This window comes from Aquimarina atlantica (assembly GCF_000626715.1).
Lineage (GTDB): Bacteria > Bacteroidota > Bacteroidia > Flavobacteriales > Flavobacteriaceae > Aquimarina > Aquimarina atlantica.
This window is the reverse complement of sequence record NZ_AQRA01000006.1, coordinates 1-12249: the sequence shown is the minus strand read 5'-3', so window position 1 is coordinate 12249 and position 12249 is coordinate 1. Positions and strand designations below refer to the sequence as shown.

Here is a 12249-nt window from a genome sequence, read left to right as displayed (position 1 = left end):
ATATTAATTGCTTAAGTTGCTTTCTGCAAATTTTAAATTATTCTCGGCCAACTTAAATTCAGGAGATAATTCTAATGCTTTTTTACAAGCATCAACAGCATTAATGTACTGACCTAACTCATTAAAAGAAGAACAAATATTATTATAAGCAACACTATTACCTGGAAACATCATTAATAGTTCATTACTTATAACTATACACTTTTTATATTTCCTTAACTTATAATAGTTAAAACTAAGGCTTAAATATTCTTCTTCTAAAAATTCATTGTTTTTCCTTCTTTCAATTCCTTCTCTGGAAACTTTTAAGTTATTAATTGCTATGGCCATATTAGGAGATAATTCAACTGCTCTTTTACCAGCTTTTTCAGCTTCATCATACATCAAAAGCATATTATATGCCGAACATAGATTATTATAGGCAAGACTATTTTTAGAATCCAAAGAAATTGCTCGTCTTGAAGCTTTTATGCTATTAAAATAATCTGATTGATTATAGTATAACAAACTCAATTGAACGTATCCCTGAGAATTAGGATTTTTATTCAATTTTGCTTCCAAGGCAGCTACATCATCCATTTTATAATCATTTTTAACAACAAAACAAATAGGAACATTATCTACTTCAACCTGATATACGGTATTTTTTGGAGGCCAGTTTCCTTCCAAATTTTGATCAAATTTAGCCTCTGTTAACATTACGATACCATAATCCCAATCAGGTGAGTCCTTCCTAGCAAGCACGTATGATAAATGGGGTATTTTATCCAAATAATAACGTGCTTTTAATTGTTCTCCATAATACATTCTAATTCTTGCTGGTTGATCAGAAGAGCTATCAATATTTTTTTCTAACCATTCTATTGCAGGTTTTATCCCAATACCCAGATAATCTATTTCATACATCCCGTAAGCTCCTTCAACACCTCCCACAACTGGACTAAAATAAGCGGCTTGAAAAGGGTGATTTCTGATCATAAATAATAAAGGTTGAAACAACAATACTGTTAATCCGGCAAAAACAATATTTTTTGTTCGATTATTGGGAATAAAATCTAACATTTTGCCCCAGGCAAAAGCCCCAACAATAATCATGGGCGCAACTGTAAACAAAAATTGTCTTGAATGATCATAACTGTTTGCCTTACCCAAAATCATCAAAACAAGTGGAAAAAGAGAGGTAAACAAAACTAAAGAAGGTAATAGCAATTTTCTTTTGTCTGTTTTAAAATACACTATAGGAATTAAAACCATTCCTATAAGCACATGTAATGGTATTGCTATATAGAGTAAACTTTTAAATGCATAATACCAGGGCATATCATAGCTATTACGCCAAACTCCTTCGAATACTTGAGTACTAATAAATCCTTTATACTCTTTAACTTTAAAAAACAATTCAATAGGCGCTGACAAAGGATTAGTTTGTACATAAGGCCAAAAGGCGCTTATGGCAAAATATGATAACACAGCAACTATAAGAATTTTACTAACTATTAATAAAGTTTCTTTAATCCTAATTTTTTTAAACCCTTCATTATAGTTTTCCAAAACCCACCATAAAAAGACAAACAACAAAAGATACCCGAAGAACACCAAGCCAACCAACCTTATATTCACCAGAATAGAAATATTGAATATGAGAAAAAAGCCTCTTTTAAAAGATACTATTGGCAATTCCTTTATTAACTTGACTAAATGAAAAATACAGAACACATAAAATGCAGCAAAAGGCACATCCTTTGGACTATTCATTGCCTGCCCAAACAAAACCGGGGTTAACAAAACAAACACGAGTGCAAAAAAACCTATTCTCCACCCACCTATCTCCTTACCTATCAATCCGCAAAACAGAAATAAAAGAAATCCCAAAATAGCGCTTATAATATTTCTAAACTCGTATTCTCCAACAAAATCAACATACTGATATAAAAAATTACATAAGAAATCGAAAGAACCCCCAAAGCCGTTCATTCCTTTAAACAAATATTGATCACTAAGAGATATATTTACCAGGTTTCCTTTTTCATCCAGCGGACTTAGAGATGCTTTATCATCCAACCCTTTAAAATAATCCAGAATTCGTTTTCCATGCTCATGATGAACTCTTGCATCTTCGGTCATTCCATAATCAAGACTCAGAACAGGCATCAACATCCCTGTAATAACAGCAAGAATTACAAATCCATTTTTAAAATTTAAGTTAGGGCGAAACTTAGAAATCATGTAATTATTTTTTATAAAAACGTCCAATTAAATCGATAATCCTAGTTTGATCTGTCATATCCAGTTCATAGAATAATGGCAAGCGTAGTAATCGATCTGCAAAACTATCACAATTTTCAAGTATAGCAGGCTCAGTTTTTGCACTATAAAACGGGCTCTTGTGAAGTGACAAATAATGAAAAACTGAATGTACACTATATGACTTTAAAAATGATATAAGATCTGTCCGTTCTTTTATATTATTGCAGACTAAATAAAATAAATGCCCGTTCACTGTTGCATAGTCCGGAATCTTGGGAAGCATAATCTTTCCCAACACCTCAAGATCAATCAACCCATTGTAATAGTTTTGCCAAAGGTTTTTCCGTCGAGATTGAATTTTTTCCAGGTTTTCTAATTGCGCATATAAAAACGCAGCAGTTACATCGGATGGTAAAAAAGATGAACCAATATCCACCCATGAATATTTATCAACTTCTCCCCGAAAAAAAGCTGAACGATTCGTTCCTTTTTCCCATATGACCTCTGCTCGCTTATCAAAACTTTTGTCATTAATAACAAGCATCCCTCCTTCTCCTGAGATAATATTTTTTGTTTCGTGAAACGAAAAAGCCGCTAAATGTCCTATACTTCCAAGAGGTTTCCCTTTATAATAAGAATCAATAGCCTGTGCTGCATCTTCAATTACAAATAAACCATGTTCTTGAGCAATATTCATAATAATATCCATATCGCAAGCGACTCCCGCATAATGAACAACAACAATAGCTTTTGTTTTTGGAGTAATTAGCTGTTCAAGAATATCCGCATTTATATTAGGGTTATCAGGGTAGCTATCGGCAAAAACAATATTTGCCCCTCTTAACGCAAAAGCATTTGCTGTAGACACAAATGTATATGATGGCATAATAACTTCATCTCCTGGCTGGATATCAACTAATATGGCAGCCATTTCTAAAGCATCTGTGCAGGACGAAGTTAACAAACAATTACGAAATCCCATCTGATCTCTAAAATAATTATGGCACTTTTGAGTATAATACCCATTACCAGATATTTTTCCACGAGCTACAGCATCTTTAATATAATATAGCTCGTCACCAGTCATATACGGTTTATTAAATGGAATCATAATTGGCCAAGTTTACTTTTTAACATTTTTACTCCAATCAAAATGAGGAATTTTATTCTTCCAGGATAACACCCCTGCTTTTTCCCAGGAAGATTCAAGATTCTTTTTAAACAAATCTTTTTCCCATTCGAAAGACACCAATATTTTTTTTCTCACAATTTCAAACTCTTGAATTGCTCTTAAATCAATACCATTACGATGAGCCCAAAAGGATGAATAATTTATTAACCCTTTCCTTAACGAATCGGAATTTTCTTTTACATAAGGTCTATTAACTCTCCACAACCAATTTACGTATGTCCCTCCAGACAAATAAGTATCTGGCATACCTTCTTTATTCAAAATCGGTAAGAATTCATCATCATATTTCAATCCATATACATAATCGTATCCTTTAAAATGATCATCCATAAATACAGGATGTTCACAAATACCTAAATATTTCACCAAGAACCGTTTTGAAGCATAATTCTTTTCTTCATCTCCAAAAAAACCATAATGCACTTGAGCTTGAAGAACCAGAGCTAAGAAAAAAAACAATATTAAAGCCCGGTTTCTGAATTTATTCAATTTTAGATTCAACCCTAGGTTGCCATCAAAAATTTGAATTGATTTTATTCTTATTAATAAATTCCCAGGGTTTTTCAGGTAATTATTTTCAAAAAAAACATTAGAAAAGAGTAGTATTGGATAACACAATGGAGAGGTTTTAACTATTTCTTTACAAAGGTCTCTACCATAGTAATTTATATCTTTCAAATCAGTTCCATAAATTTCTAAATCTTTTATTTGTTGGGAAAGTATATTCTTTTTCTCACCATCGATTTTAGAAAAACCTACAAATCTTATTGCTTTAAAAAAATCTAGCCCCCCAACAATCAATCGAAATCTATTAGCCAATATATTAGCTTCATCATAAAACACTGTAAACTTTGGTTCTTTAATTTTTATTTTGTCCCAAATTTTATCCCATAAAGAAATTGGAACCATTAATAAATAAATAGCTACACAACCTAATCCAAAATAAGGAATTGGATATTCAATAAATATTCCCAAGTGTAAACCAACACCTATAACCAAAAGAGGGATTCTAAACTTTTTATTCCAGAACAAGAAAACGAACATAAATTCGAATGTCATTGTTAAGTATGACATAGATTTAACTAATAATTCCTGATTCAACACCCACTGGATTTTTGTAATTGTAATATGAGTTAATGATGAAGGCAACCAAAGGCCAAGACCTCTAAGCCACATTGGAGATTGAATTTTATAAAAAACAACAGAATCGAGATACACTAATCCAAGTCCTAAAAAGACCGGTAATAAATAATTTATTCTTGATACTTTTGAAGGAATATACTCTATTCCTTGTTGTATATATCTAATCTTCTTTAGCCATAAATCTACCGACAAAGATTTGTGTATCGGCAGAAACATAATCATGAAGTTAATACCAATATATACATAAAACATATGATACGCGTAGTATTCAATATTTGAAATAAAAACTAAAGTAAAAAGATAGTTAACTAGTGTCGAAACTCTTGTAAACAAACCAATTGTAATAAAAAACAAAATGACCATCCAAAACAGTAACAGCAATGTCGTATCCGGAAATTGTGATTCAAGATATGGTACTTTATCAAAATAAAGTTTTCGGTAATTAAAGATTTCTATAATTTCAAACAGGAAATTAAGAGTATATCCAATTCTAAAAATAGCTAAACCTTTTGCTGAAATTTTTTTGGTAAAAATGCTAATTATACGATTCAACATCAATTTATTTTTATTTTTAAAATATTCATACTCTATACCCTGGTATTCATACTATCAGAACGCAATAATTCCGTCCCTTTTGCAGAGTAAACTCCATTTTTTACGGTATCTTTTTTAATCACGGCCCCGCAACCAATAATACAATTCTCCGCAACTGTTACATGATCTCTTATTGTAGCATTGATCCCGATAAAACAATTATTTTTAATTACAATTTTCCCGGAAACCGCAACAGATGGAGCCAAAAAGCAATGATCTCCAATCACTGAATGATGAGCTACCACAGCACCAGACCATAGAACAGTATTGATTCCTATTTTAGCGTGGGGTTCCACTACGCATCCATCAAAAATGAAACTGTTTTCTCCAATAGCTTCTGAATCCCAAACATATGCTTTTGAGCTAATATAGGTTACAAAATTATATCCCATACTTTTTGCTTCCTTATATAACCGTTCTCTTACAGTGTTTGCTTTATTGGGGCCTATAGCAATTAATAGTTTATATTCGTTTTTAGGAAAATCAACTGCAATATCTTCAAAATCCACTACAGGTAAGCCACAAAATTCATCGGATGTATTAAATTCCTTCTCTACCGAAAAAGCCACAATTTTGTAATCTGTATCTCTTTTCAAATACATATAAGCCATTTCAGCATAATCACCTGTACCAACAATAACTATAGATTTCATAATGGGCTATTTATAAATAACAAGAGTAAATTCATAAAGTTCATAGGAATGATCGATACTAAAGTTTCTTGTAATGTTTTTTACTATATAAGATGTTAATCTATTCAAATCAGGGTAGTATAACCTATCATATTCATAGTCTACATAAGGAGTCATAAGATTTAAAATAACTTTATGATTTGATACTCTAAACATGTGTTTTATTGAATCGAAAACATACTCTTCCCAGTCTTTTGAATCTACATCTAATTTTGCATTATAAGTTCCAGAAGCAATAACATAATCGAAATTCTCAGAAACATCTTTAATCTCTTTAATCAGAGCTTTATCAGTACCATAAACTTTTTTAACCCTTTCAACCATTTCAGGAACGATATCAATTCCTTTATACTTCAAATCAAGATCATGATCAATGCAATATTTCAAATATCCTCCTCCTCCACAACCTACATCTAAAATTGAAGGCATATTGGAGAAATCAATAAACTTATTGATTGTTTTAAACCTCAAAAATTGAGTTTCTTCATTTTTCCAATCCATTCCTTTTGCTCCGAAACCATGTTTTTTAATTTGTTTCTGATAATAATCAACTATATTGGTTTCATTTGGCACCGTTTTCATCATATATTTTTTTGATAATTGTTAAAGGTCGTTGTTTTACCTCCTCAAACACTTTGGATAAGTAAATTCCTAATATCCCTACACTTAAAATAATTAAACCACTTAAAAACCATATAGATAAAATAAGTGAAGGCCAACCGCTTAAATAATCCTTGTAAAACAAACTCGATATCAAGTAATACATTATAAATAGAAAAGACAAAAAACTTATTATCAAACCTAAATAAAATACATAAATCAATAAATTTTTAGTTGAAGAAGTAATTGCATTCACCAACAAAGCCAACTTTCTTCTGGTACTATACGTTGTAGTTCCCTTCCCTAACTTCGTAACTTCAATAGCCACTTGTTTAAATCCAACCAAAGCAAAAACACCTCCTAGAAATAGTTCTCTTTCAGAAAAACCCTTTAGCGCCTCAATGTATTTCCTAGTCATAAGTCTGGCCATCAAAATATTTTCTTCAATTGGCACATCTGCAAGGTTATTAAATATCTTATAAAAGATTTTTCCTGTAATTCTTTCAAAAAACTTTCCTTTTCTAGCCTTTTGGATACCAAATATTACATCTGCCTTATGTTTTTGGATTTCATTAATAAAGATCCTTAATAACTCAGGTTCTTCTTCCAAATCCGAATCTAGTAAAAAAACCAGATCTCCCTTTGCATATTTTAAACCAGTCATTACTGCTTTATGATGACCAAAATTTCTTGATAAATCGATCAACTTTACTTTTGAATCTTTTTGTCTAATCGAAAGAACTTTTTCACAAGATCTGTCTGGAGAGCCATCATTTACAAAAACAATTTCATAATCATTTGTGAATTCCAAAACAACCTTAATAACCCGGTTATAAAATTCTTCCACAAAACGTTCTGACTTATAAAGAGTAGTTACAACCGACAGTTTCATCATTTAAAACTTTTTAAAAATGTATTCGCCAAATCTCCTTCATTAAAGATCAAATCTAATATACTAACACCATGCTCAAAAGGTTTTGACATCTGATAATATTCTGGATACCCAGAATAATCCATCCATTCTATCTCAATATTATTGTTGCAAAACAATTCATTTCTAATATACGCTTTTGCTGCTGGGCCTGAAACATAAACAGCGGCTTCTAATTTTTTACACGCTTCAATAAGTCTCTCTGTTGCATCTCCTTTTAGATTTAGTTCCCTACTATCGATGATTGAAGTTTCAATATTTAAAATCTTATTAATTGCCAAAATAAACCTTTTGTTTATCGCGCTTAAAAAAACATCATCGCAAGTCAAATAAAGCTCTTCAAATTTGTCTTTATACATTTTAAAAAACGGTGCCTTTCCATATACTGCTTGAATGGTCTTCCAGTGTTTTATATTCCAATTAGATTTAGATACTTTAGTTTGATCTATTGTTTGTCCTAATTTTTCTTGCCTAACAGGAATTGTTATCCACTCTATTCCTTGTTTAGTTTTTAAAAGATTCCTGTTTCTCCAATCGTTTTTGGTATACTGGACTTCATCATATATAACAAATACATCTACTGAATTTATCATATCAAAATATCCTTTCCAAGGAATATAATTTGATTGAGATATCGCTATTTTTTTTTTCAATAGATGTTTCTTTTAAGAAAAGATGTATTGCAATTTATAAATAATTTTGAAATCAATACGCATCAAAATCGAGAGCGCTAAATGTAACACCAGAAAACTCAAATTTCCGATCTTTATCTGTCAGATCTTTAAATATTAAATTCAACGGTGAAGGTCTAATTTTCATGGGAATATTAAAATAAAAAGATCGTTTCCAATCAACAGTATGGTCAATTCCTATCCAAACTTTAAGAGGTGTAAATCCCAAAGAAAATTGATTATCATCCAATGAATGTTCAGAATCAAAATCTTTAAGAACAGCTTGGATCGCAAAATTATCTGTTGATGAAGAAACTCTATTATTTTTAACCTTATAGCGTAATTCAGGATTAGACAATCTCCATTGTATGGATGTTTCATCCCAAACTCTGTAATAATCTATTTTGGCATCAGTTACTTTTCTTGCGAATTTTCCCCATCCAAGTTTGGCATCCAATCTTCCGACAAACTGAAAATTCAACTTTTTTAAAAACCCTGGGGTACTTTGTGCATTGGCAACTCCAATTACAAAACCGAACCCCAAATCTGAAGCCAATGCATAACTCCTATCCGCAAGAGTCGTAAACAACCTTTTCCCCCGATGATTAGGATGAGTGGCTGTATTAAGTGAGAGCAGCCCATTTTCTTCCTTCCCAAATACTTTAGCCCGGATTGGCATTAACGCATAATGAGCCGCTAACTCTCCATTCAAAAAAGCATTATAGCCAATCATATTTCCTAAAGGGTTATTCACATACTGCCAAACAACAAATTCTTTGGTATACTTTTTAGCATGAGGAAAAGTCACCCTCAAAAGATTTGTCACCTCTTCTATAGATTTGTCATCTGTTTTTATTGGTACAAATTCATAACTCATTATTACTCTATATTTTGTTTTGATCAGAAAACCTATAAACCAATCATTAATAAATTAACCTACTAACTAGCTATATTACTATTGTTTTCTAATTCCAGAGATGAAACATAACTTTTATAGGTTATTATTTTTGGTTTAAAAGTTGTCATTATTTTATGTAATCTGGAAAACACCTTTTTTCGATTATAATACATCAGGTAATTATAAATTGGACTATCATTTATCTCTGGGTGCATAAATCGTTCCTGATCCAAGTCTATATCATATGGATGAAAATAGCTAGTTACTGCGCTACCATTACTGAAACGAAACGCAAAACTTTTTTTAACAAAATAAAAAGGTAAGAACCTAAAGTAAACTCCTCCGGAAAAAGGAACTTTAAACAAAGAACTTTTCCTTAGAGTAATTGGTATTTCCCAAATATCAGAATTCATTTTTTTCGGGTGCTCTCCAAAACTTTCCCAACCATAAAGAGGATTCTTAGCAGGAAGAACAGAACTGGAATAAGTAATTCCTAATTCAGATAAAACCTCATAAACCCATAGAGTTTTAGGAGTAACCGAAAAAGTTGGTGCTCTATAACCTTTTATTTCTTTGGCTCCTGCATTATACAAACTCTCCATGTTACGAGAAACATCGTCTTTAAACTCTTCTTTAGTTTGATTTACCACCGCTTTATGTTCACTAGAATGGCAAGCTATTTCATGACCTTGACTAACAATCTTTTCAATTAAACTAGGATAATATTTAGGAATACCTCCAACTGTAAAAAATGTAGCCGTAGAATCATAACTATCTAAAAACTCCAAGTACCTATCCACTAGAGCTTCAACTCTTGCCTTATATGACAATCCATTTTCTACTCTTAACCTTACATCTTCTAGGTCAACACTAAACAAAAAAAGGTGATTATTAGTTTCCTGCATAAATCACATATAAAAACTTTAATTACTTTATATAGATAATAACACTTTTGCTATACAATTTTAGATATCTTAAGAATCTGTTTTTTTATAAAAGGCTTTTATAAATTTTTTCTAACCGCTGATAACTGTTCTGCAATTAGGCCTAATAAAAAAATAATCAAACCTGTTAGTATTAAGGTACTCGCACCTATACTAATTCCTTTACCTTGGAAGAAAAAATTAGCTCCCCACACAACACCAAACACAAAGAAAAAAGCAGAAATTGGAAGAAAAATTCTGGCAGGATTAAACAATATAATTATATTAATAATCTCCATAACCGTTTCAAAAGCAGTTCGTACACCAATAGTACTAGCGCCTTTAACCCTATCTTTTATTCGAATAGGTTCTTCAATAACCAAGTGTCTATTATTTACAAAAGTAAGAGTGATAACATCACTAAAAGACATTGTATCCGGAGTAAGTTTAAGGTATTGTTTAACCAGATCAGTATTATATATTTTCATTCCAGAATTAATATCATATATATGTAGTTTCATCAGCATTTTAGCAACCATACGAATAATTCTCTTACCAATACCTCTAAAAAGAGATGCTGAAGATTGACCTTTTCTACTTCCTACAATCAAATCTGCTTCAGTGTCTTTAATTTTCTTAAATAATTTATCAACATCTTCGAGGTAATGTTGGCCATCAGCATCTATTGTGATAACAAATTCAGTAACACTAGCTTCAATACCGCTTTTCAAAGCTCCACCATACCCTCTATTTACCTTATGATTAACAATCTCAAAATCCAAAGAAGATTTTTCCTGAAAATCTTTTAGTAAATCTAAAGTCCCATCAGAAGAACCATCGTTAACAACAATCAATTTATAGGTCTTTCTTTCACAATGCTTCATCACTTCAGGAAAAAATTCTTTCAGACATTCTTCTTCATTATAAGCAGGAATAACAATGGTTAGATTATTTGGCATTTAAATTAATTTTTAGTTAAATCTAAGTTTTTAAATCCAAAAATTAAAAAGATATTTAACAAATGATTACAACTAAACATAATAAACATTATAAAGATATGATATAAGTCACGACAAACTTAAACTAACTTATTGAGCAGAAACCATTTTACTTCGCCTTCAAAAATAGCAGCACAATATAAGGTAATGTCTGAGTCAAATTTCAGATTTAAACATTGTAAAACTTCCCAACAAACGTATAAACGCTCTCTAAATAGCGCTAAAAGATTTAAATCAAAAGCTATTTTTTTTCATTGAACTACAACAGAAGAAACATAATTGCTGCAAAAAAAAAGCTTTATCAAGATATTGATAAAGCTTTTGAGCGGGAGACCAGGTTCGAACTGGCGACATTCAGCTTGGAAGGCTGACGCTCTACCAACTGAGCTACTCCCGCCTTGTGCGGCGACAAATGTATTAGATTTCTTCTAAACTAAAAAACAAATAAATATTTTTTTTATGATAATTTCACGTTAAATTTTAACAAAAGCTAGTTACAAATATTTTTTTATGTGTATTTTGACGATAAAAATTGTTTTTTATCGAAAAAATCATATATTTGCCTAATTGATATCCTTTTAAGGAATTATCAATTTATATTTATGCAAAAAAAGAATAATTACTGTTTTAACCATATTATAATTACGGTTAAAACGTAATTTATTTGAGTTTTAATTATAAATAAAACGTAAAATATGAAGATAAAATTACCCCTCATAATCTTATTTTTATCTTTAGCAACCACTCAGGCCCAGGTCAAAGTTGGTGATAACCCCAATCAAATAGATTCTTCTTCTATTTTAGAATTGGAAAGTACTAATAGGACATTCGTTCTCTCTAGAGTTACGACAACTCAAATGAATGCAATAACTCCATTAAATGGAGCACTAGTTTATAATACAACTGTCAATTGCGTCTTTCAATATAACAATAATAGCTGGTCAAGTCTATGTACTGGCAATGATGATCAACAATTATCTTTTAATCCTACAACAAACATTTTAAGTTTGGAAGATGGAGGAACTGTTGATTTATCTTCTCTAATATCTGCAGGCCCTATAGGCCCAACCGGAGCACAAGGACCTACTGGAAACACAGGTGCCACTGGAGCAACCGGTGCACAAGGACCAACAGGAAATACAGGTGCTACTGGAGCAACCGGTGCAACTGGTGCGCAAGGACCTACTGGAAACACAGGTGCCACTGGAGCAACTGGAGCACAAGGACCAACAGGTAATACAGGTGCTACTGGAGCAACCGGAGCACAAGGACCTACTGGAAACACAGGTGCAACTGGAGCAACCGGTGCGCAAGGACCTACAGGAAATACAGGTGCCACTGGAGCAACCGGAGCACAAGG

At 31.7% G+C, this 12249-nt stretch carries 10 protein-coding genes, 1 tRNA gene and 1 pseudogene; 1 reads left to right on the top strand and 11 read right to left on the bottom strand.

Features of this window, described 5'->3' with window-relative positions; genetic code table 11:
• Positions 1-3: 3 nt before the first annotated feature.
• The 11 genes from ATO12_RS13620 to ATO12_RS13570 form a co-directional block, all read right to left on the bottom strand.
• Positions 4-2226 carry a hypothetical protein gene (locus ATO12_RS13620; RefSeq protein WP_034242724.1) on the bottom strand — a complete coding sequence of 741 codons (2223 nt, stop codon included), beginning with the start codon at positions 2224-2226 and terminating at the stop codon, positions 4-6.
• 4 nt (positions 2227-2230) lie between these two features.
• Positions 2231-3358 carry a dTDP-4-amino-4,6-dideoxygalactose transaminase gene (gene rffA, locus ATO12_RS13615; protein WP_034242723.1) on the bottom strand — a complete coding sequence of 376 codons (1128 nt, stop codon included), beginning with the start codon at positions 3356-3358 and terminating at the stop codon, positions 2231-2233.
• 12 nt (positions 3359-3370) lie between these two features.
• The gene (locus ATO12_RS13610) at positions 3371-5137 is read right to left on the bottom strand and encodes an HTTM domain-containing protein (protein ID WP_034242722.1); all 1767 of its coding nucleotides are present in this window, start codon (positions 5135-5137) and stop codon (positions 3371-3373) included.
• 32 nt (positions 5138-5169) lie between these two features.
• The gene (locus tag ATO12_RS13605) at positions 5170-5829 is read right to left on the bottom strand and encodes an acetyltransferase (RefSeq protein ID WP_051575838.1); all 660 of its coding nucleotides are present in this window, start codon (positions 5827-5829) and stop codon (positions 5170-5172) included.
• 6 nt (positions 5830-5835) lie between these two features.
• On the bottom strand, positions 5836-6450 hold the full coding sequence (locus ATO12_RS13600; RefSeq protein ID WP_034242720.1) for a class I SAM-dependent methyltransferase: 615 nt from the start codon (positions 6448-6450) through the stop codon (positions 5836-5838).
• On the bottom strand, positions 6431-7360 hold the full coding sequence (locus ATO12_RS13595) for a glycosyltransferase family 2 protein (RefSeq protein WP_034242719.1): 930 nt from the start codon (positions 7358-7360) through the stop codon (positions 6431-6433). The genes ATO12_RS13600 and ATO12_RS13595 overlap by 20 nt, the downstream gene beginning before the upstream one ends.
• Entirely contained in the window at positions 7360-8052 is a 693-nt protein-coding gene (locus ATO12_RS13590) for a WbqC family protein (RefSeq protein WP_034242718.1), read from the bottom strand. Before ATO12_RS13590 ends, ATO12_RS13595 begins: the two co-directional genes overlap by 1 nt.
• 52 nt (positions 8053-8104) lie before the next feature.
• On the bottom strand, positions 8105-8947 hold the full coding sequence (locus ATO12_RS13585) for a GNAT family N-acetyltransferase (protein ID WP_034242717.1): 843 nt from the start codon (positions 8945-8947) through the stop codon (positions 8105-8107).
• A gap of 62 nt (positions 8948-9009) precedes the next feature.
• On the bottom strand, positions 9010-9873 hold the full coding sequence (locus tag ATO12_RS24955; protein ID WP_051575837.1) for a polysaccharide deacetylase family protein: 864 nt from the start codon (positions 9871-9873) through the stop codon (positions 9010-9012).
• A gap of 98 nt (positions 9874-9971) precedes the next feature.
• Positions 9972-10850, bottom strand: a complete 879-nt coding sequence (locus ATO12_RS13575) for a glycosyltransferase family 2 protein (RefSeq protein ID WP_034242716.1) — start codon at positions 10848-10850, stop codon at positions 9972-9974.
• Positions 10851-11213: 363 nt separating this feature from the next.
• Positions 11214-11286: transfer RNA gene (locus ATO12_RS13570), tRNA-Gly, on the bottom strand.
• A 298-nt stretch (positions 11287-11584) separates the two neighbouring features.
• On the opposite strand from ATO12_RS13570, the pseudogene ATO12_RS26385 reads away from it, so the two are divergent.
• Positions 11585-12249, top strand: a pseudogene (locus ATO12_RS26385) (collagen-like protein); the annotation flags it as partial.